Source organism: Pseudescherichia vulneris NBRC 102420 (assembly GCF_000759795.1).
Lineage (GTDB): Bacteria > Pseudomonadota > Gammaproteobacteria > Enterobacterales > Enterobacteriaceae > Pseudescherichia > Pseudescherichia vulneris.
On the sequence record NZ_BBMZ01000008.1, the window covers coordinates 48,774 to 68,685 of the forward strand.

At 58.9% G+C, this 19,912-nt stretch carries 15 protein-coding genes; 10 read left to right on the forward strand and 5 right to left on the reverse strand.

Features of this window, described 5'->3' with window-relative positions; genetic code table 11:
• Nucleotides 1-24 precede the first annotated feature (24 nt).
• Both degQ and zapG read right to left on the reverse strand, forming a co-directional pair.
• Nucleotides 25-1,395, reverse strand: coding sequence for a serine endoprotease DegQ (degQ, locus tag EV102420_RS06050; RefSeq protein WP_042390037.1), 1,371 nt, complete (start codon nucleotides 1,393-1,395; stop codon nucleotides 25-27).
• 167 nt (nucleotides 1,396-1,562) lie between these two features.
• Complete coding sequence (gene zapG, locus EV102420_RS06055; protein WP_042390038.1) at nucleotides 1,563-1,961, reverse strand: Z-ring associated protein ZapG; 399 nt, start codon at nucleotides 1,959-1,961, stop codon at nucleotides 1,563-1,565.
• A 193-nt stretch (nucleotides 1,962-2,154) separates the two neighbouring features.
• Here zapG and zapE point away from each other — a divergent pair, with 193 nt between their 5' ends.
• The 5 genes from zapE (at nucleotide 2,155) to sspB (ending at nucleotide 5,801) form a co-directional block, all read left to right on the forward strand.
• Entirely contained in the window at nucleotides 2,155-3,282 is a 1,128-nt protein-coding gene (gene zapE / locus EV102420_RS06060) for a cell division protein ZapE (protein ID WP_042390040.1), read from the forward strand.
• A gap of 226 nt (nucleotides 3,283-3,508) precedes the next feature.
• On the forward strand, nucleotides 3,509-3,937 hold the full coding sequence (gene rplM / locus EV102420_RS06065) for a 50S ribosomal protein L13 (RefSeq protein WP_024551131.1): 429 nt from the start codon (nucleotides 3,509-3,511) through the stop codon (nucleotides 3,935-3,937).
• Between the two features lie 14 nt (nucleotides 3,938-3,951).
• On the forward strand, nucleotides 3,952-4,344 hold the full coding sequence (gene rpsI / locus EV102420_RS06070; RefSeq protein ID WP_003025138.1) for a 30S ribosomal protein S9: 393 nt from the start codon (nucleotides 3,952-3,954) through the stop codon (nucleotides 4,342-4,344).
• A gap of 312 nt (nucleotides 4,345-4,656) precedes the next feature.
• On the forward strand, nucleotides 4,657-5,295 hold the full coding sequence (sspA, locus tag EV102420_RS06075) for a stringent starvation protein SspA (protein WP_042390044.1): 639 nt from the start codon (nucleotides 4,657-4,659) through the stop codon (nucleotides 5,293-5,295).
• A gap of 5 nt (nucleotides 5,296-5,300) precedes the next feature.
• Nucleotides 5,301-5,801, forward strand: coding sequence for a ClpXP protease specificity-enhancing factor (gene sspB / locus EV102420_RS06080; RefSeq protein WP_042390046.1), 501 nt, complete (start codon nucleotides 5,301-5,303; stop codon nucleotides 5,799-5,801).
• Between the two features lie 44 nt (nucleotides 5,802-5,845).
• Here the strand turns inward: sspB and EV102420_RS06085 are convergent, their stop codons facing one another.
• Nucleotides 5,846-6,481, reverse strand: a complete 636-nt coding sequence (locus tag EV102420_RS06085) for a TetR/AcrR family transcriptional regulator (RefSeq protein WP_042390048.1) — start codon at nucleotides 6,479-6,481, stop codon at nucleotides 5,846-5,848.
• 165 nt (nucleotides 6,482-6,646) lie between these two features.
• Between EV102420_RS06085 and EV102420_RS06090 the strand changes: the two genes are divergently transcribed.
• Genes EV102420_RS06090 through EV102420_RS06110 form a run of 5 tightly spaced genes read left to right on the forward strand, consistent with a single transcriptional unit; the run spans nucleotide 6,647 to nucleotide 12,833 of the window.
• Nucleotides 6,647-7,435 (forward strand): 3-ketoacyl-ACP reductase, encoded by a 789-nt coding sequence (locus EV102420_RS06090; protein WP_042390051.1) that lies wholly within the window; start codon nucleotides 6,647-6,649, stop codon nucleotides 7,433-7,435.
• 16 nt (nucleotides 7,436-7,451) lie between these two features.
• Complete coding sequence (locus EV102420_RS06095; RefSeq protein ID WP_042390053.1) at nucleotides 7,452-8,603, forward strand: Gfo/Idh/MocA family protein; 1,152 nt, start codon at nucleotides 7,452-7,454, stop codon at nucleotides 8,601-8,603.
• 9 nt (nucleotides 8,604-8,612) lie between these two features.
• Nucleotides 8,613-9,446, forward strand: coding sequence for a sugar phosphate isomerase/epimerase family protein (locus EV102420_RS06100; protein ID WP_042390055.1), 834 nt, complete (start codon nucleotides 8,613-8,615; stop codon nucleotides 9,444-9,446).
• Nucleotides 9,447-9,503: 57 nt separating this feature from the next.
• A complete protein-coding gene (locus EV102420_RS06105) occupies nucleotides 9,504-10,745 on the forward strand; it encodes an MFS transporter (RefSeq protein WP_042390058.1) in 1,242 nt (413 codons plus the stop codon).
• A gap of 9 nt (nucleotides 10,746-10,754) precedes the next feature.
• Complete coding sequence (locus tag EV102420_RS06110) at nucleotides 10,755-12,833, forward strand: FAD-binding protein (protein ID WP_042390060.1); 2,079 nt, start codon at nucleotides 10,755-10,757, stop codon at nucleotides 12,831-12,833.
• 749 nt (nucleotides 12,834-13,582) lie between these two features.
• Here EV102420_RS06110 and EV102420_RS06115 read toward each other — a convergent pair.
• Together EV102420_RS06115 and gltB are read right to left on the reverse strand one after the other, a co-directional pair.
• A complete protein-coding gene (locus EV102420_RS06115) occupies nucleotides 13,583-15,001 on the reverse strand; it encodes a glutamate synthase small subunit (protein WP_042390062.1) in 1,419 nt (472 codons plus the stop codon).
• Nucleotides 15,002-15,010: 9 nt separating this feature from the next.
• Nucleotides 15,011-19,471, reverse strand: coding sequence for a glutamate synthase large subunit (gltB, locus tag EV102420_RS06120; RefSeq protein WP_042390064.1), 4,461 nt, complete (start codon nucleotides 19,469-19,471; stop codon nucleotides 15,011-15,013).
• Nucleotides 19,472-19,912 lie beyond the last annotated feature (441 nt).

The following is a 19,912-nucleotide window of genomic DNA, read 5'->3' on the forward strand; positions in this document are numbered from 1 at the left end:
TCGGTGATGTCCGGCAGTCTGGGGCTAGCGCAGGAGTAAATAGAGCGTATCGTTACCGCGCACAACGTGTAGCGCAATGATATTAGGCTTCGTCTCCAGCACCTTACGCATCTCGGCGATGGACTGCACCCGCTCGCGGTTGACGCCGATAATCACGTCGTCTTTATGCAGGCCAGCTTGGGCGGCGGGACTGTCCTTGGCCACCTCCTCAACTTTGATACCCTTAGTACTGTCCTTCAGCTGACCATCGGCCAGGCTTGCGCCCTGTAACGCCGGAGAGAGGCTTTCCGCGCTGGCGGAGGAGGCGGTGCTTTTATCCAGAGTCACTTCCACTTCCTGGCCTTTGCCATCGCGCAGCAGGCCAAGCTTGACCTTGGTGCCGGGCGCGGTGGTGGCGATGCGCGAGCGCAGTTCGGCAAAGCTGTTCAGCGGCTTGCCGTTCAGGCTGACGATCACGTCGCCCGATTTGATCCCGGCCTTGGCTGATCCTGAGCCAGGCAGCACTTCGCTCACGAAGGCCCCGCGCTGCACGTTGAGGTTAAACGCCTTGGCGATATCGGCGCTCATCTCCATGCCTTTAATACCCAACAGGCCGCGCTGGATCTCTCCGGACTGGATCAGCTGCTGGGCGAGGGTTTGCGCCATATTGCTGGGGATAGCAAAGCCGATGCCGATGCTGCCGCCGGTCGGAGCCAGAATCGCGGTGTTGATACCGATCAGCTCACCGTTGAGGTTGAGCAGCGCCCCACCGGAGTTACCGCGGTTAATAGAGGCATCGGTCTGAATAAAGTTCTCTAACCCCTCAAGGTTAAGCCCGCTGCGTCCGAGGGCTGAGATAATCCCTGAGGTGGCGGTCTGGCCGAGGCCAAACGGGTTGCCGACCGCAACGGCAAAATCACCAACCCGCAGCTTATCGGAGTCGGCAACGGCAATCTGCGTCAGCCCGGTAGCATTCTGTAGCTGTAGCAGAGCGATATCGCTCTGGTCATCGCCGCCGATCAGCTTGGCTTCAAACTCACGGCCATCGTTAAGCTGGACGTTAATCTTCTGCGCCTGGTTGATCACGTGGTTATTGGTCAACACGTAGCCTTTGGCGGCGTCGATGATCACGCCGGAGCCTAGCCCTTCAAACGGCTGGGCCTGGCCATCAGGCAGCTCGTCACCGAAATATTTTTTCAGCTCTTCAGGTATTTTCTGCTCGGGAGCGACCGCCGTGCCCTCTACCTGCACGCTCACTACCGCAGGCAGCACCTTCTCCAGCATCGGTGCAAGGCTGGGAAGCGCCGGCTGGCCGGGGAGCTGCGCAGGCAGCGAGGCCGTCGCCGGGAACGGTGCCGAGAGAGATAATCCGACACTTAACGCTAATGCACTCAACAGCGGGTTTCTTTTCTTCATTGTGCAAGCTCTCGTGACCTGAAGTGTAAGGAAAAAAATGCCCCAAAACGGATCGATGTTATTGAATTTTCAACCGGGTAACAATGCGGATAATGATTAAATAATAGCTGGGATGGCGAAAGAAGAGGCGGGCGTAGCCTGTACGCCCGAAAAAAAGTAGGTCAGGATCAGTCGCGCTTCGCCGCACCGCGCAGCAGGCCCGAGGCGCTGTCGGAGTAGTCACGCGGCATCTGGACCGGAGCCTGGTCGTTACCGGCTTCGGACTCGGCAAGGCGGTTACGGAATGGGTTGTCCTCCGCAGACATCTCCGGCAGCAGCTGGCTGGAGCTTTTTGCCATATGCTGATAAAGCTGGCGATAGTCGTGGGCCATGTTATCGAGCAGCTCTGCGCTGCGGGCAAAGTGGCCGGTAAGCTCTTCGCGATACTCTTCCAGCTCGGCTTTGTTCTTCTCTAACTCATACTGTAAGGCCTGCTGCTGGCGCAGTTTGCGGTTTCCAAAGCGCATGCCCACAGCACCAATAATGATGCCGACGACTAATCCAATTAGCGCATATTCCCAGGTCATGAACATCTCCCGTTGTGTTGTAGGTCCGTAGGGTGTAGGCGGCGAGGCTCCTTGCCTGTGCCTCATTATGCCACTATAACCGCTAAATCCGTATAAGTGGAATCCTGGCACAGCATCGCGTAGTGTAGAACGGCCTTTTTTTCACCAGCCAGGACCTGCGGCAAATTAATTATCAAGGAATAACAATAGCATCATGCAGAGCCTTACCCCCACATCGCGATACCAACTGGCCCTAAAAGAGGGCAGCCATCAGCCTGACGACGTCCAGCGCGAGGCCGTCAATCGGCTGGAGACCCTTTATCAGCAGCTTACGAACCGTACTGAGACGCCCGCTTCCGGCGGCGGACTGCGGGCGGCGTTTGGCAAACTGCTGGGCAAGCGCGAGACGCATAACGCTGCGCCGGTACGGGGCCTGTATATGTGGGGCGGCGTCGGGCGGGGGAAAACCTGGCTGATGGATCTCTTCTACCATAGCCTGCCGGGCACGCGTAAACAGCGGCTGCACTTTCACCGCTTTATGCTGCGGGTGCATGAGGAGCTGACCCAGCTACAGGGGCAGAGCGATCCGCTGGAGATTGTTGCCGACCGCTTTAAGGCCGAGACCGACGTGCTCTGCTTCGATGAATTTTTTGTTTCGGATATCACCGATGCCATGCTGCTGGGCGGCCTGATGCAGGCGCTGTTTGCCCGCGGCATTACGCTGGTGGCCACATCGAATATTCCGCCGGAGAATCTCTATCGCAACGGCCTGCAGCGCGCGCGCTTCTTGCCAGCTATCGAGGCGATCAAACAGCACTGCGACATCATGAACGTGGATGCCGGGATTGATTACCGCCTGCGCACGCTGACCCAGGCGCATCTCTGGCTGTCGCCGCTGAATGCCGAGACGGCGCAGCAGATGGAGACGCTGTGGCAGGCGCTGGCCGGGGCGAAGCGGGAGAACCACCCGCAGCTGGAGATCAACCACCGCCCGCTGCCGACGCTGGGGGTAGAGAACCAGACGCTCGCGGTCTCCTTCACCACCCTGTGCGTCGATGCCCGCAGCCAGCATGACTACATCGCCCTCTCGCAGATGTTCCATACCGTGCTGCTGTTTGACGTCCCGGTGATGACCCCGCTGATGGAGAACGAGGCCCGGCGCTTTATCGCGCTGGTGGATGAGTTTTATGAGCGCCACGTCAAGCTGGTGATCAGTGCGGACGCGGCACTGCATGAGATCTACCGGGGCGAGCGGCTGAAGTTTGAGTTCCAGCGCTGCCTGTCGCGTTTGCAGGAGATGCAGAGCGAGGACTATTTAGCCCGCGAGCACCTGGCCGGATAAAGGCGAAAACCTCGTCACGAAGTATAAAAAGGGGTCGATCTTTGACCCCGACTTCTCTATAATCTTGCGACCCCACGTTACGAGAAGGTTTTTTTCCCAAAACTTTCTATGTGCTGGCATTTGCTATTCGAAGGGGTAGGTTTGCCGGACTTTGTCGTGTGAGCCTCAACTGACTAAACGTTTGGGTGTTCACCAACGTGTAACTTATTACTTGGGTAAGCTTTTAATGAAAACTTTTACAGCTAAACCAGAAACCGTAAAACGCGACTGGTATGTTGTTGACGCGACCGGTAAAACTCTGGGCCGTCTGGCTACCGAACTGGCTCGTCGCCTGCGCGGTAAGCACAAAGCGGAATACACTCCGCACGTAGATACCGGTGATTACATCATCGTTCTGAACGCTGACAAAGTTGCCGTAACCGGTAACAAGCGTACTGACAAAGTGTACTATCACCACACTGGCCACATCGGTGGTATCAAACAAGCGACCTTTGAAGAGATGATTGCCCGCCGTCCTGAGCGTGTGATTGAAATCGCGGTTAAAGGCATGCTGCCAAAAGGCCCGCTGGGTCGTGCTATGTACCGTAAACTGAAAGTTTACGCGGGTAACGAGCACAACCACGCGGCACAGCAACCGCAAGTTCTGGACATCTAATCGGGATTATGGCAATGGCTGAAAATCAATACTACGGCACTGGTCGCCGCAAAAGTTCTGCAGCTCGCGTTTTCATCAAACCGGGCAGCGGTAAAATCGTTATCAACCAACGTTCTCTGGAACAGTACTTCGGTCGTGAAACTGCCCGCATGGTAGTTCGTCAGCCGCTGGAACTGGTCGACATGGTTGAGAAACTGGATCTGTACATCACTGTTAAAGGTGGTGGTATCTCTGGTCAGGCTGGTGCGATCCGTCACGGTATCACCCGCGCTCTGATGGAGTACGACGAGTCCCTGCGTGGCGAACTGCGTAAAGCAGGCTTCGTTACTCGTGACGCTCGTCAGGTTGAACGTAAGAAAGTCGGTCTGCGTAAAGCACGTCGTCGTCCGCAGTTCTCCAAACGTTAATTTGTCTCTGCTTACGCAGAACGAATGGCGCAAAAACCCGGTTTATGCCGGGTTTTTTTATGGACAAAAGATAAGATATCCACAGCAAGCATCGATTTTTTCCTGATTTGCAGCATTTCCGGGATCCCCTCACCACAAAGCCCGCAAAATCTGGTAAACTATCATCCAATTTTCTGCCCAAATGCCGGGGATTGCTCATTTTTTGCTGCGTTTTGCACAAATGCGTCTCTTCGGGTGGATGGGTGACCTTACATCTGGCTAGTCACTTTGTGGCTCGCAGCAGTAATATTCTGAATATACCTGGAGGTTTTCATGGCTGTCGCTGCCAACAAACGTTCGGTAATGACGCTGTTTTCTGGTCCTACTGACATCTATAGCCACCAAGTCCGCATCGTGCTGGCCGAAAAAGGTGTGAGTTTCGAAATCGAACACGTGGAAAAGGATAATCCGCCTCAGGATCTGATTGACCTCAACCCCAATCAAAGCGTACCGACGCTGGTGGATCGCGAGCTGACCCTGTGGGAGTCTCGCATCATTATGGAGTACCTGGACGAGCGCTTCCCGCACCCGCCGCTGATGCCGGTCTATCCGGTGGCGCGTGGTGAGAGCCGTCTGTACATGCAACGCATTGAGAAAGACTGGTACACGCTGATGAACGCTATCGTTAACAGCGCGGGTGCTCAGGCTGATGCTGCCCGTAAACAGCTGCGTGAAGAGCTGTTGAGCATCGCCCCGGTCTTTACCCAGAAACCTTACTTCCTGAGCGATGAGTTCAGCCTGGTAGACTGCTACCTGGCACCGCTGCTGTGGCGTTTACCGCAGCTGGGCATTGAGCTGAGCGGTACCGGTTCGAAAGAGCTGAAAGGCTACATGACCCGCGTTTTCGAACGCGACTCCTTCCTCGCTTCTCTGACAGAAGCCGAACGCGAAATGCGCCTCGGCCGGGGTTAATACGCATGGATTTGTCACAGCTCACTCCACGCCGTCCATATCTGCTGCGCGCATTCTATGAATGGCTGCTGGATAACCAGCTCACGCCGCACCTGGTGGTAGACGTGACGTTGCCTGGCGTACGTGTGCCGATGGAGTACGCCCGAGACGGGCAGATCGTTCTCAACATCGCCCCGCGTGCGGTAGGTAACCTTGAGCTGGCGAACGACGAAGTGCGTTTCAACGCGCGCTTCGGCGGCGTGCCGCGCCAGGTGTACGTGCCGCTGGCGGCCGTGCTGGCTATCTACGCCCGTGAAAACGGCGCAGGTACCATGTTCGAGCCGGAAGCGGCCTACGATGGCGAAGCGGTTACCGTCAACGATGATGACGAAACGGCGACGCCTGAAAGCGAAACCGTGATGTCAGTGATCGACGGCGACAAGCCCGATCATGTTGACGATGACAACGAGCCCGATAACGATCCACCGCCACGCGGTGGCCGTCCGGCGCTGCGCGTCGTGAAGTAATCTCACAGGCCCCTCGGGGCCTGTTTTTTTGCCTGCTTACCTCATTACGGGGCCAGCCAACAGGCAATGGTCTCCCGCATCGCCGCCAGCCGGGCGTCGAGAGCGGCGGGCTGCTTGAGATCCTGCTGGTAGAGGATCGACAGCGTTGACTGATTAATCAAATAGAAAAAGCCCAGCGCGGAGATGCTGATATTGAGCTGCATCGCGTCAATGCCAGGGCGAATCGAGCCGTCCTGCTCACCACGATCGAGGATCTGTTGGGTGATGGTTATCCAGCTACGGTTAATCGGCACGATGCTATCCAGCTCTTTAAGGTGGCGTCCTTTTAGCTGGTTCTCACTGTTCAGCAGGCGAATAAATTCCGGGTTCGCCAGGTAGTAGTGCCAGGTAAAATCCACCAGTGCCAGGATAGCGTCCCGGCCGCTCAGATGATCCAGCTTCAGGGCCGCTTCTTTGGCGCGAATATCCTGATACGCCGCCTGCAGCACGTGGGTGAACAGCGTGTCTTTATTATCGAAATAGTAATAAAGCATCTGCTTATTTACCTGCGCCACGGCAGCAATCTGGTCGACCCTTGCCCCGTCAAACCCCTTCTCAGCAAACTCTTTCTTCGCCGCTTCGAGGATCATCCCCCGGGTCAACTCTGGATCGTGTCTACGCTTCCCCTTGATATCATTCATTATTTCTCCATTAAAATCATCGCGTTACCGGCTGATAGTTAATTATCAACTAATTAGTTGATTTTGAGAAGTCGATCATTATTTTCTTTTTGCTCACTTCCTATACTGCTTAACGGTTATCAACCATCTAGTTGAAATCAACTATTCAGCCTTTGGGAGTCGTCTATGAGCCATTCACAACGCCCGGTCGCCCTGGTCACAGGATCCACGCGCGGCATAGGAAAATCCTGCGCGCTAGCGCTGGCGCAGCAGGGATTTAACGTTGCCATTAACGGGCGCGATAGCGAAGAGGGCCGTGTACGCCAGCAGAGCATGGTGACTGAACTGCAACAGTTTGACATTGAAGCACTTGCGGTGCCAGGGGACGTCGCCGATCTTGCGCTCCAGCAGCAGATGCTCGATCGGGTGATGGCGAAGTGGGGACGGCTGGACTGCGTGGTTAACAACGCGGGAACCGCTGCAAAACAGCGTGGCGACCTGCTGGAGGTGACGGCGGAAAACTATGACTACTGCCAGGACGTTAACACCCGTGCGATGTTCTTCTTCTGCCAGCATGCTGCCCGGATCATGCTCCAGCAGGGAGAGGTGAATGCCCATCACCGCTCGATTATCAATATCACCTCCTGTAGCGCCTACAGCCTCTCACTCTCCCGGGGCGAATACTGCGTCTCAAAAGCGGCGGCCAGCATGGTCACTCAACTCTTCGCGCTGCGTCTGGCCGAGGAGGGGATCGGCGTCTACGAGATCCGCCCGGGCATTATCGAAACCGATATGACCAGCGCCGTGAAACCGAAATATGACCAGCTGATTAGCGGCGGACTGGTGCCGATGAAGCGCTGGGGGCAGCCGAAAGATATCGCCACCACGGTCAACGCGCTGGCCTGCGGTCAGCTTCCCTTTACCGTCGGCCAGATTATCGATATCGACGGCGGCCTGACGAAATCCCACTTTTAACCTCTGAGGAAAAGACATGGCGACTCAATCTGTTGGCATCATCATGCATGGCGTAACCGGGCGGATGGGGAAAAATCAGCATCTGATCCGTTCGATCGTGGCGATCCGCGATCAAGGCGGCGTTGAACTGGCAAACGGCGATCGTTTGATACCGGATCCGATCCTCATTGGCCGTAATGAAGAGAAGATCGCGGCGCTGGCAAAAAGCTACGACATCAGTCGCTGGGGAACCGATCTCGATGCGGCGCTGGCCAACCCGAACGACACCATTTTTTTCGATGCCGCCACCACCCAGGCGCGCCCGGCGCTGCTGAAAAAGGCCATCGCGGCGGGCAAGCATATCTACAGTGAAAAACCGGTGGCGGTCAGCCTCGACGAGGCGATGGAGCTTTACTACTTTGCCGAGCAGCACGGCGTCTGCCACGGGGTCGTGCAGGATAAGCTCTGGCTGCCGGGGCTGCAAAAGCTACAGATGCTCAACCAGTCCGGCTTCTTCGGCAAGGTGCTCTCGGTGCGCGGCGAGTTTGGCTACTGGGTCTTTGAAGGGGATCTGCAGCCCACCCAGCGTCCGTCCTGGAACTACCGCACCGAAGACGGCGGCGGCATTATCCTCGATATGATCTGCCACTGGCGCTACGTGATCGACAACCTGTTCGGCGAGATCAAAAGCCTTAGCTGCCTGGGTGCGACCCATATTCCTGAGCGCTTCGACGAGCAGGGCAATGCCTACCAGGCGACAGCCGACGATGCCGCCTACGCCACTTTCGAGCTGCATAACGGCACCATCGTACAGATCAACAGCTCCTGGTGCGTGCGCGTGCGCCGCGACGATCTGGTGACCTTCCAGGTCGACGGCGTTAACGGATCGGCGGTTGCGGGCCTTACCGATTGTCTCACCCAGTCCCGGGTTAATACGCCGAAGCCGGTGTGGAACCCGGACGTACGCCAGACCCATAACTTCTTTAATGACTGGGTGCCGGTGCCGGACACCACGACCTATGACAACGCCTTCAAGGTGCAGTGGGAGCTGTTCTTACGTCACGTTCACGGCGAGGGTGAATTCCGTTGGAACCTGCTGGAAGGGGCAAAAGGGGTACAGCTGGTGGAGCTGGCCCTGCAAAGCTGGAAAGAGCGCCGCTGGCTCGATGTTCCGTCCCTGTTACGTTAAGGAGCCAAGATGCAAAAGCCTGATGCACAACGTTTATCGCTCAACACCGCCACGGTGCGTAAGCAGTGGACGCTAGACCAAATTATTGAGGGCTGCGCCCGCCATCAGATCCGGGGGATCTCGCCCTGGCGCGATCAGGTGCAGGCGCTGGGCCTGCAAAAGACCGCCCAGCTGATCCGCAGCAACGAACTGGCGGTTAGCGGCTACTGTCGCGGCGGCATGTTCCCCGGTATCGACGAGGCGGCCCGGCGGGCTGCCGATGACGATAACCGTCGGGCGGTGGATGAAGCGCTGGCCCTGAACGCAGCCTGTCTGGTACTGGTCGTCGGCGGCCTGCCGGGAGAGTCAAAAGATATCGCCGGGGCACGCAGCCAGGTGCGCGATGGGCTTGGTCGTCTGCTGGAGTACGCCCGCACGGCGGGTATGCCGCTGGCAATCGAGCCGCTGCACCCAATGTACGCCGCGGATCGTGCCTGCATTAACACCCTTGAGCAGGCGAACGATCTCTGCGACGAGCTAGGAGATGACGGCTTAGGGATCGCTGTCGATCTCTATCACACCTGGTGGGATCCCAAGCTCTTCGCCCAGCTTGAGCGCGCCGGGCGTAAACGTATCTTGGGGTTCCATATCTGCGATTGGCTGGTGCCCACCCGGGACCTGCTCCTCGATCGCGGCATGATGGGCGATGGCGTGATCGATATCCGCGCCGCGCGCCAGGCCGTTGAGGCATTGGGCTACGAGGGGGCGCACGAGGTAGAAATTTTCTCTGAGCACAACTGGTGGCAGCGCGATCCGGATTCGGTTCTGGAGATGTGCAAAGCCCGCCATCAAAGTCACTGTTAGTCAGATTTTAGCGGTATCTGGTTTCTCGTCACTCTTATCAGGTTAGTCGAGGGAATTATGCAGACAGATACAAAAAAGATGGTGTTGGTATCGGTGCTGTGCGGCCTGGGGTACATGATGTACTCCGTGGATCGCATGACCGTCTCATCGGCAATTGGGCTAATCGCCAACGACTTCGGCCTTGAAAAAGGTCAGTCCGGCATCCTGCTCAGTTCGTTCTTTTACGGCTTTATTGGCTTCCTCTTTCTCTCCGGCATTATCGCCGACAAGCTCAGCGGTAAACCGGTGCTCATTTTGGGGCTGATGATGTTCTCCGTGGCCACCATGCTCACCGGTATCGCCGGGAGCATGACCTCACTGATCTTCTACCGGGTCATGACTGGCATCGGCGAGGGGGTCTTCTGGCCCGCGGCCTCGCTGGAGGTGGCCAACGTCACCACCGAGAAGCAGCGCACCACCGTGATGTCGCTCTACTGGATGGGCTACCCCATCGGCGGTTTCTTCGGCACCTGGCTGGGGGCGATGCTCGGGCCGCTATACGGCTGGCGGGTGGTCTTCTACGTCGCGGGCGCGCTGGGGATCCTGGTGGCACTGGCTTACGCGGTGCTGGTCAAATCCGAGCCGAAAAAGGCAGCGGCTGCCGTTACGGTGAAAGAGAAGGTGCCGTTGGGCCAGCTGTTCCGCAACAGAGCGGTGATGCTGATCGCCTTCTACTACTTCCTGCTGCTGAGCGGGTGGTGGATTGTTCTGCTGTGGGCGCCGACCTTCTTGATGAACATGAAGCAGCTCTCCATCGGCATGGCGGGTACGATTGCCAGCCTGCTTGGGTTGACCGGTGCGCTGGGTGGATTCCTGCTGGGCCGCTTCTGCGACGGCGGAGACTTTAGCCGCAAACGCAAGGTGTTGATTGGCGTCACGCTGGTAAGCAGCCTGCTGATGGCGGCGATGGTGATGGATCTGCCGGTGTTTGCCGTGGTGATCCTCGTGCTGTTCCTCGGCCTGCTGGGCTACCCCATTACGCCGATGGTGCTCTCCTTCACCGCCGAGCTGGTGCCGCCGCAGCTGCGCGGTGCGGCCATCGGGCTGGTGATGAACATCGGCATGACCGCCGGAGGGATTTCGCCGGTGCTGGCAGGCTACTTCGCCGATCGCTACTCCATGAGCACGGTATGGTTCTTTGCCGCTTGCGTCATGCTGGTTAGCAGCGTGCTGCTGCTGGGCGTGCGCAAAAGCACCCAGTCCGTGACGCAGCGGCGGGTTGCCGGGCTGGCATCGGATATTTCAACGAGTAAACAGTAGAGGTTAACCATGCCAACAGCGATCCCGCAGGCCATTCTGGAGAGCCTGACCAACGTTGCCATGCCCCATCACGTTGCCGAGGCGCAGCCGCAGCAGATGCTGACCCTCGGCGAGTATCACATTCCGGTCTATGACAGCGAAGCGCTGGTGGTCGGCAGCGGCGCGGCGGGGTTACGCGCCGCCGTTGAGCTAAAGCGTCGGCGTCTTAACGTGCTGGTGGCGACCCAGACGCTGTTCTGGGGGACCTCCGCCTGTTCCGGCTCCGATAAACAAACTCTGCATACGGCCTCCACCAGCTTCCGCGGGGATGACTTCACCCGTCTGGCCGGGGCACTGGGGGCCGGGGGCGCAATGGACGGCGACACCGCCTACGTTGAGGCGGTCGGCTCCGTTGAGGCGTTTATCGGCCTGAAAAGCATGGGCCTGCCGCTGCCGGAGGATCGCTACGGAGCGGTACTGCGCTATCAGACCGATCACGATGAGGTCGGTAGGGCGACCAGCTGCGGGCCGCGCACCTCACGCCTGATGGTCAAGGTGCTGGCGGAAGAGGCCGCGCTGGTGGGGGTTCCCTTTCTCGATCACGCGACGGTCATCCGCCTCCTGACGACGGGGGAAGGGGAGGCGCGGCGGATTAGCGGGGCGATCGCCGTCGTTAAAGGCGCAAAGACGGCAGAAAACCCGTGGGGACTCTGTCTGCTGCGCAGCCCGGCGGTGGTGCTCGCCTCCGGCGGGCCGGGCGAGCTGTTCCGCGATAGCGTCTATCCTAAACGCTGCTTTGGTGCGCTCGGATTGGCGTTGGAGGCGGGGATTGATACGGTGAACCTCACCGAACACCAGTTTGGCATCGGCACGCGGCGGGATGAGTTCCCGTGGAACCTCTCGGGTACCTACGTGCAGAGCATGCCCTATATCTACTCTCTTGACGCCGAGGGGCAGGAGCACAACTTTCTGGCTCGCTACTACCGCACCACCCGCGAGCTGGCCTCCAATATCTTTCGCAAGGGCTACCAGTGGCCGATCCACGCCACCCGGACACTCGATTTTGGCTCCAGCCTGGTGGACCTGGCGATCTACAACGAGTCGCAGGCCGGGCGGGCCATCTACATGGATTTTAATCGCAACCCGCTGCCGGTGCCGGGAGACGAGCCGTTTTCGGTGCGCAATCTGGATGACGATGTTTACCAGTACCTGCGCAACAACGACGCCTGCCTGGAGCAGCCCATTGATCGCCTGCGGCACATGAACCCGTTGGCCATTGAGCTCTACAAGCATCAAGGCCATGACCTGACCCAGCAGCCGCTGGCCTTCAACGTTAACCACCAGCATATGAACGGCGGTATCGCGGTAGATATCTGGGGACACACATCGCTGGAGGGGTGCTACGCGGTGGGTGAAGCGGCGGGTACCCATGGGGTAACGCGTCCCGGCGGCGCGGCGCTAAACGCGGGACAGGTGTTTGGCCTGCGCTGCGCCAAGCATATCGCCGCAGCGGCGCGTGCAGCAGGCGAGCCGCAGGGCGAGGCGGAACTGGCGAGCGTAATTGCCCAGATCCAGCGGGACAGCGCCAACCCAGAGGCGCTGGAGATCGAGCAGGTCCGGGCGGAGATCCAGCAGCGGATGAGCGATCGCGCCGGGTTTATCTGTGAGGCGGACAGCGTCAACGAGGCGCGGGAGGCGGCGCGGCAGCTCAACCAGCGTATTGCCGCTTCGGGGATCGCCATTACCCATCCAAACCGGACCGCGTTTAGCTTCCAGTGGCGGCAGATGGCGCTGGCTTCAGAGGCGATCCTCACCGCGCTGCACACCTATGTGGCCGAGGGTGGGGGAAGTCGGGGTGCGCGGATGATCTGCTCCTCGCAGGGCGATGCGATACCGCAAACCCGGGAAGGGCCGCTGACGCGCTTTCGTTTCCTCTCTGAGAAACCGGAGCATAAGGCACAGCAGCTGCATGTCCGCTGGCAAAGCGGGACGTTCAGCGTTGAGGCCAGGCCACTGCGGCCGTGTGGGGATCTTACCGCGCTCTACTTTGAAAAGAACTGGCCGGATTATCTGACAGGAGAGATATACAAAACGCCGCGCGGGGAGTAAAAAATGCCCCTTTGTTAGCAACGCTGGACAGATAAAAGAAATATGTGGCTCAAGCACATGTGTTCCGTTCACCTTATGCAGGGTAGAACCTGTAACGCACGTCACACGTGAACGGGATAAGGGGGCCACCGCGGCCCCCTTATCGATCCCCGCGGCCCCGCAGGGAAACCGGTGCTGCGCACTGCGCTCACCTCCCGCCCGGCTGACCGACGGCCGGCTCGACTCGACATCGTGTCTCGTTTCGCCTCTGGCCGCCCTCCCTGGCGTCCAGTCCTTGTCATCCGGTCTCCGGTTCGCCGGTTTCAGCGGGGACTCAACCCCCTCGCTGTGAGACCGTACTCCATAGCAACAAAGAAATCGCTGTAGGCTCGGTATTGAAGCGAGGTGTTGGGTCCGGCTGAAAATCGCCGAGGCGTTCACTTCTGGCCGGGGCAGCCCGCATGGATGCGGGCTGAGGGCGTGGCCTTACAGGGACGTTGCCTCACGCCCGACCCGGAAGCCGGAAGGGATAAGCCGAGGGAATCGCGTAGCGGCGATTTTCCCTGCCGGGAGCCCGGGTCGCCAGGGTGGTGGCGGCGAGCCACCCTGGCACGTTCACGTGTGCAAGTTTTCCAGAGAGGCACAATCCATGAGGTGAACGGAAAGCATCGCGGGCCTGCATATCCTTACCGCACTTTCCATAACGAAATGCCAGTCAGCATTAACTGACTGGCATTATTATTTATCCGGCGAGATAAAGGGGCGGATGATTACACTTCGAGGTAATTCATAATGCCGTCGGCGGCTTTACGCCCTTCGGCAATCGCCGTCACCACCAGGTCCGAACCACGCACGATGTCACCCCCGGCGAAGATTTTCGGGTTGCTGGTCTGGAAGGCGTTTTCGTTGCCTTCCGGGGCGATGATGCGGCCCTGGGCGTCCAGCTCAACGCTGTGCTGTGCCAGCCAGGACATGCTGTGTGGACGGAAACCAAACGCCATCACCACCGCATCGGCCGGAACCACGTGCTCTGAACCGGCGACGATCTCAGCCCGGCGGCGACCGTGTGCATCCGGCGCGCCCATCTCGGTACGCACCATCTTCACGCCGCTCACCTTGCCGTTAGCGTTGACTTCCACACCCAGCGGCTGGACGTTGAACTGGAACTCCACGCCCTCTTCACGCGCGTTTTTCACTTCGCGGCGGGAGCCTGGCATGTTCTCTTCATCGCGGCGATAGGCACAGATCACGTGGGTTGCGCCCTGGCGGATAGAGGTCCGTACGCAGTCCATCGCGGTATCACCACCGCCCAGCACCACCACGCGCTTGCCTTCCATGCTGACAAAAGGCTCATCCGCGGTCTCACCGAAGCCCATGATCTGCTTGGTATTAGCGATCAGAAACGGCAGGGCATCAAATACGCCGGAGGCGTCTTCGTTCTCCAGACCGCCGCGCATGGACTGATAGGTGCCCACGCCGAGGAATACCGCATCGTAATCCTTCAGCAGATCGTCGAGCTGCACGTCGCGGCCCACTTCGACATTGAGTTTGAACTCAATGCCCATGCCGGTGAAAATCTCCCGACGGCGGGTCATCACCTCTTTCTCCAGCTTGAAAGCCGGAATACCAAAGGTCAGCAGGCCGCCGATCTCTGGATGGCGATCGAATACCACCGCCTTCACGCCGTTGCGGGTCAGCACGTCGGCGCACGCCAGACCTGCCGGGCCCGCGCCGATGATGGCGACGCGCTTATCGGTCTGCTTCACGCCGGTCAGGTCCGGACGCCAGCCCATCTCAAACGCCTTATCGTTGATATAGCGCTCGATGTTGCCGATGGTCACCGCACCGAACTCGTCGTTCAGGGTGCAGGAGCCTTCGCAAAGGCGGTCCTGCGGACAGACCCGGCCGCACACTTCCGGCAGGGTGTTAGTCTGGTGCGACAGCTCGGCGGCTTCAAAAATACGCCCCTCGTTGGCCAGCTTCAGCCAGTTCGGGATGTAGTTATGTACCGGGCATTTCCATTCACAGTACGGGTTGCCGCAGGAGAGGCAGCGGTCTGCCTGCGCCTTGGCCTGGCCTTCTGAAAACGGCTCATAAATCTCAACAAATTCGATCTTACGGATCTTCAGCGCTTTCTTAGGCGGATCCACGCGCTGTAAGTCGATAAACTGGTATACGTTCTGGCTCATTGCTACCTCTTACTGCGCCTGCACGCGCAACTCTGCGGCGCTGCGACTACGGTGACCCAACAGGGCTTTAACATCGCTGGACTTCGGCTTGACCAGCGCAAACTTCGCGGCGAAGGTCGGCCAGTGCGCCAGAATCTCTTCTCCACGCGAGGAGCCCGTATGCTGCACATGCTCGGTGATCAGGCCGCGCAGGTGCTCTTCATGGATCGCGAGGTCGTCGACGCTCAGCACTTCCACCAGCTCCGGGTTCACGCGTTTGCGGAACTCGCCGTCTTCATCCAGCACGTAGGCGAAGCCGCCGGTCATACCCGCACCAAAGTTAACGCCGGTCTTGCCGAGAATACAGACGATGCCGCCGGTCATGTACTCACAGCCGTTGTCGCCAATGCCTTCCACCACGGTGATCGCCCCGGAGTTACGTACTCCAAAACGTTCGCCCGCGCGGCCTGCGGCGTACAGACGACCCCCGGTCGCGCCGTACAGGCAGGTGTTACCGATAATGCTCGCCTCGTGGCTACGGAAGGCCGAGCCAACCGGCGGACGCACCGCCAGCAGACCGCCCGCCATGCCTTTACCGACGTAGTCGTTGGCATCCCCGGTCAGGTACAGCTCAACGCCACCGGCGTTCCACACGCCAAAGCTCTGGCCTGCGGTGCCGCTGAAGTGGGCTTTGATCGGATCCGACGCCAGGCCCTGATCGCCATGCGTCTGGGCAATGTAGCCGGAGAGCGATGCGCCTACCGAACGGTCGGTGTTGCGAATATCAAACCAGAAGGTTTTGCTCTGGCGCTCGTCAACAAACGGCTTAGCCTGGTTCAGCAGCTGGGCGTTGAGCACTCCGTTATCAAACGGCGGGTTATGCTCGGTGCAGTGGAGCGCTTTGCCTGGGTGCGGCTCGGCGGTCTCCAGCAGCTTAGACAGATCCAGCTTCTGCTGTTTGGCGGTGAAGCCTTCCAGTGCGGTGAGCAGATCGGTACGACCAATCAGGTCTACCAGGCGGGTTACGCCCAGCTGCGCCATCAGCTCCCGGGTCTCACGGGCGATAAATTCAAAGTAGTTGGTCACTTTGAACGGCAGGCCGTGATAGTGGTTCTTACGCAGCTTCTCATCCTGGGTTGCAACGCCCGTTGCGCAGTTGTTCAGGTGGCAAATACGCAGGTATTTACAGCCCAGCGCCACCATCGGGCCGGTGCCGAAGCCAAAGCTCTCTGCACCCAGAATCGCCGCTTTGATGATGTCCACGCCGGTTTTCAGGCCGCCATCCACCTGCAGGCGGATCTTGTGACGCAGGCCGTTCGCCACCAGCGCCTGCTGGGTTTCAACCAGCCCCAGCTCCCACGGGCAGCCCGCGTATTTCACTGAGGAGAGCGGGCTTGCGCCGGTGCCGCCGTCGTAGCCAGCAATGGTGATCAGATCCGCATAGGCTTTTGCCACGCCGGTGGCGATGGTGCCTACGCCCGGCTCGGAGACCAGCTTCACGGAGATCATCGCCTTCGGATTGACCTGCTTGAGGTCAAAGATCAGCTGGGCCAGATCCTCGATCGAGTAGATATCGTGGTGCGGCGGCGGGGAGATCAGCGTTACGCCCGGCACCGAGTAGCGCAGCTTGGCAATGTACGGGGTCACTTTGTCCCCCGGCAACTGGCCGCCTTCCCCAGGCTTCGCGCCCTGGGCCACTTTAATCTGGATCACGTCCGCGTTCACCAGGTAGGCCGGGGTCACGCCGAAGCGGCCAGAGGCAACCTGTTTGATACGCGACACTTTGTTGGTGCCGTAGCGAGCCGGATCTTCTCCGCCTTCGCCGGAGTTCGAGTTGCCGCCGATGCTGTTCATCGCTTCAGCCAGCGCCTCATGGGCCTCTGGGCTCAGCGCGCCGATAGACATCGCTGCGGTATCGAAGCGTTTAAACAGCTCGCTGGCGGGCTCGACGTCGTCAATGCTGACCGCGTCCGCAGGCGGGTTGATGTGCAGCAGATCGCGCAGCGTGGCCGCCGGACGTTCGTTGACCAGCTTAGCGTACTGCTGATAGTCGCTGTACTCGCCGCTCTGTACCGCCTGCTGCAGGGTGCGCACCACGTCCGGGTTATAGGCATGGTATTCACCGCCGTGCACGTACTTCAGCAGGCCGCCCTGTTCAAGCGGCTTACGCGCCAGCCAGGCACGCTTCGACAGGTTCAGCAGATCCTGCTGGAAGTCAGCAAAGCCCGCGCCGCCGATGCGGCTGATCACGCCCTGGAAGCAGAGATCGGCGACTTCGTCATGCAGGCCGACCGCTTCAAACAGCTTCGAGCAGCGGTAGGAGGCCACGGTCGAGATGCCCATTTTGGACATGATCTTGTAGAGGCCTTTGTTGATGCCGTTACGGTAGTTCAGCATCACGTTACGGTAGTTCTTATCGATGGCGTGCGTATCCACCAGCTTCGCCAGGGTTTCATAGGCGAGGTATGGATAGATAGCCGTCGCGCCGAAGCCCAGCAGTACGGCGAAGTGGTGCGGATCGCGGGCGCTGGCGGTTTCAACGATGATGTTGGCGTCGCAGCGCAGGCTCTTCTCCACGAGGCGGGTCTGGATAGCACCTACCGCCATCGGGGCCGGAACCGGCAGGCGATCTTTGGCAATGTTACGGTCAGAGAGCACCAGCAGCACCGTACCGTCGCGCACCATCTGTTCTGCTTTATCACACAGCGCGCTCACCGTGTCTGCCAGCGATGCGGTGTTGACGTCAAAGGTGATATCCAGCGTGTCGGCGCGGTAGTGGTGCTCCGACAGGGTGGTCAGCTGTTTAAAGTCGGAGTAGAGCAGGATCGGTGACTTAAAGGTCAGGCGATGCGCCTGGCCCTCGGCTTCACAGAAGACGTTCATCTCCCGACCGATGCTGGTGGCCAGCGACATCACGTGTGCTTCCCGCAGCGGATCGATTGGCGGGTTAGTGACCTGCGCAAACTGCTGGCGGAAGTAGTCATAAATGATGCGCGGCTGGCTGGAGAGCACGGCAAACGGGGTATCGTCACCCATTGAGCCGACCGCCTCCTGGCCGTTTTCGCCCAGCACGCGGACCACGGAATCCAGCTCTTCGGCGCTGTAGTTAAACTGTTTCTGGAAGCTGGCGAGCAGGTCGTCATCCATCTCACGGCTGCCCACTGCGTCATCCGGCAGATCTTCAAACGGCACCAGACGGCGTACGTTTTTCTCCATCCACTCTTTATAGGGGTGGCGGCTCTTCAGATCGTCATCGGTTTCGCGGGAGTGCAGGATACGGCCGCCGCGGGTGTCGATCACCATCAGCTCGCCCGGACCCACACGGCCTTTTTCCACCACTTCGTCGGGCTGGTAGTCCCAGATCCCCACTTCTGAGGCGCAGGTGATCAGCTTGTCTTTGGTGATGACGTAGCGCGCCGGGCGCAGACCGTTACGGTCCAGGTTACAGGCGGCAAAGCGACCGTCGGACATCACGATGCCCGCCGGGCCATCCCACGGTTCCATGTGCATGGAGTTAAAGTCAAAGAAGGCGCGCAGCTCCGGATCCATATCGGGGTTGTTCTGCCAGGCTGGCGGCACCAGCAGGCGCATGGCACGGACGATGTCCATCCCGCCTGCCAGCAGCAGTTCCAGCATGTTATCCAGCGAGCTGGAGTCGGAGCCAGTTTCGTTGACGAACGGTGCGGCGTCGTGCAGATCCGGGATCAGCGGCGTCTTGAATTTATAGGTACGGGCGCGTGCCCACTGGCGGTTACCGGTGATGGTGTTGATCTCACCGTTATGGGCCAGGTAGCGGAACGGCTGGGCCAGCGGCCAGCGCGGTACGGTGTTGGTGGAGAAGCGCTGGTGGAACAGGCAGATGGCCGACTCCAGACGCAGATCCGCGAGGTCCAGGTAGAAGCGCGGCAGATCCGCCGGCATACAGAGACCTTTATAGATGTTGACCAGGTTAGAGAGGCTACAGACGTAGAACTCTTTATCCTCCTGGAGGCGTTTTTCGATACGGCGGCGCGCGATAAACAGGCGGCGCTCCATATCGCGTGGACGCCAGCCCGCAGGGGCGTTGACAAAAATTTGCTCAATACGTGGCAGCGAGGAGAGGGCGATTTCACCGAGCACCCCTTCGTTGGTTGGCACATCGCGCCAGCCCACGATAGACAGGGTCTCTTGCTGAAGTTCTTCTTCGACGATGCGGCGCGCAGCGGCGGCCTTCTCAGCGTCCTGGTTCAGGAACAGCATGCCGACGGCGTAATTTTTGGCTAAGCGCCAGCCGCGCTCTTCGGCAACCAGGCGGAAGAAACGGTCAGGTTTTTGTAGCAGCAGGCCGCAACCGTCGCCGGTTTTACCATCGGCAAGGATCGCACCGCGGTGCTGCATTCGGGCCAGTGCGTGAATAGCGGTACGCACTACCTTGTGGCTAGGTTCGCCTTCTATGTGGGCGATCAGGCCGAAACCACAGTTATCTCTCTCAAGAGATTTATCGTACAACATATCAGTGAACCTCCCCAGGCTCTACGTGACTCTCTCATGACCGTGGCGCACAGGCGCAGAAAGGGCGTGGCGACGGAGCCTACAGGCCTCGCATGTCGCCCTCTATCATCCTTTTCGCTTAGGTCAAACAAGTGTTGAGGACTTGCTTCAGAGGGAATCTAAATTACTGCATAAATATGGTGAGCAGACTGCTCACCCAGAAAGCTTCCAGCGGATATCCAACTTATCGGGAATCGACACACAGGTCAAATCACAATCTTATTTATACAAAAATGTGCTAATACAGGGTTAATTAACTGATAATAATGGATATTTAGCTATTTTACAGCCAGGTTACAGCTATGGCAGGCAGGGACAGAGTGTGATCTCTCTCACTATAAGAAAGCGCTATTGTTACCGGTATACGCTGTTTTTTTACCTTAATGCGCTATTTTTCGCTGG